At 48.5% G+C, this 2,039-nt stretch carries 1 protein-coding gene; it reads left to right on the forward strand.

The window, feature by feature from the left end; translation table 11 throughout:
* Nucleotides 1-141: 141 nt before the first annotated feature.
* Nucleotides 142-1,791 carry a phosphoenolpyruvate carboxykinase (ATP) gene (locus HMPREF3168_RS07850; RefSeq protein ID WP_003613670.1) on the forward strand — a complete coding sequence of 550 codons (1,650 nt, stop codon included), beginning with the start codon at nt 142-144 and terminating at the stop codon, nt 1,789-1,791.
* Nucleotides 1,792-2,039 lie beyond the last annotated feature (248 nt).

Genomic DNA, 2,039 nt, shown 5'->3' on the forward strand with positions numbered 1-2,039 from the left:
TTACACAAGTTTTTATACTGAACCTTTTTTTACCAAAAATTAGCAAATTAAAGTTCACTCTTTCACATGCCTGTGCTATCATAAAGGAAAACGATTGAAACCGCTTTATGATAATTGATGTGATGGTGAAAGGAAGAGATCATGAGTACACGGGAACGCTATCAGCAGAGTGAACTGGTCAAGGCGAACAGCAAGTTCAGCCGGATCCGGGCGACTATTGAATCAGCTTTTTACGGCAACAATGTCCATGAAGTCAAGAGTGTAGCGGAAGCATATGAACTGGCCAAGCGCCAGCCTGGAGTAATTGAGACTGACCTGCCGATCCTGCATACCAGTGATTTGGGTCTGCCGGTCGGGGCCAAGCAATTGGTTTACAACCACGGCAAGATTTTGGGCCGGACGGCATCAGCCCGGCACTTTGTCGATGATTCAGAGGAAGACGCGGCTGCTTTAACCAACAGGTTGTATGAAGACATTTATGCCGGCCATAAGCAGAAGTATTTGAAGACGACAGTACTGGTTGGGCTGGACCCGTCCTTTAGCTTAAAGGCCCACTTGATGCTACCGGAGGACCAGGCCTTCAACCTGCTCAGCTACATGCTCAACTTCCGCTTTTTTGATGAAAAGGCGGCTGAGATGTACGGGAAATCCAAGCTTTATGATGAAGGGGACTTGTACTTCTACTTTGACCCGAACGTGACAGATCCGGCTTATCCAAACGGACTGGCAATTTTTGACGCTCCGCACAACTGCGCCGCGGTGTTTGGCCTGCGCTACTTTGGTGAGCTGAAGAAGGGAACCTTGACCTTGGCCTGGGCCCTGGCCCACCGGCACGGCTATGCAGCCTGCCACGGGGGCGAGCAAGCCTTCCACTTTGAAGACAAGAAAGACAAGGTATTTGCCTTTTACGGCTTGTCGGGCTCAGGCAAGTCAACCTTGACCCACGCTGACCATGGCGGCAAGTATGATATTACTGTTTTGCACGACGACGCCTTTATTATTTCAAGAGAAGACGGCAGCTCGGTAGCCTTGGAGCCGGCCTACTTTGACAAGACTCACGACTATCCAGCCGGTCACCACGAGACCAAGTACTACACGACTGTGATGAACTGCGCGGTTACCCTGGATGAAGCAGGGCGGAAAGTTTTGGTTACGGAAGACCTCCGGAACAATAACGGGCGGGTGATCAAGAGCCGGTATACTTCAGCCAACCGGGTTGATGTGGAAGAAAATCCGATCACAGCCCTCTTCTGGATCATGAAGGACAACTCTTTGCCGCCGGTATTGAAGGTGACTGATCCGGTTTTGGCTACAACCCTGGGCTTGACTTTAGCCACCAAGCGGACGTCAGCTGAGAACCTGCCAAAGGGTTTTGACATGAACACTTTGGTCATCGAACCATTTGCTGATCCCTTCAGAGCTTACCCAGTTGGGGGCGACTATGGCGACTTCAAGGAGCTTTTTACCAAGCGGGGAGCGGAATGCTACGTTTTAAACACGGATGCCTTCTGCGGGAAAAACATTCCTAAGGAACTGACTTTAGAGATCATTGAAAAGCTGGTGGATGATACTGACCAGTGGCAGGCCTTTGGCGATTTTGCCGGAGTCAGCTACATGCCGGTTGCTGACTATCCGGTTGACCTGGACTTCGCTGAATACAAGCATAATCTCAGAGCCCGGATGCAGGACCGGCTGGACTGGCTGAACATGTACAACGGTGAGCATCCAAAGACGCCGCTGCCAGAGGAAGCCAAGGAATGCTTAGAGAAAATCGTTAGTGAACTGAAGTAATCGTCTATCTATATTAGGCAAATAGCAGCCAATCTTTGAACAGACCTTAGGGTCTGTTTTTATTTTGAAAAAGAAAATAGAAAAAGTTTTATCTTTTTTGCCAGCAGAAATAGAGATAATCCGAACTATCGATTGTTTAAAAAATAATTCCTGCGGAAAGAAAAAAAAGAAAGAGTAAGCAAGTTTGCTTTTATTACAACGGCCCCTGGTGAACCGGGCATAAAACGAATGAAAAAGCAAATTTGACG

Source organism: Lactobacillus sp. HMSC08B12 (genome assembly GCF_001808415.1).
In the GTDB taxonomy this organism is placed as follows: Bacteria; Bacillota; Bacilli; order Lactobacillales; family Lactobacillaceae; genus Lactobacillus; species Lactobacillus delbrueckii.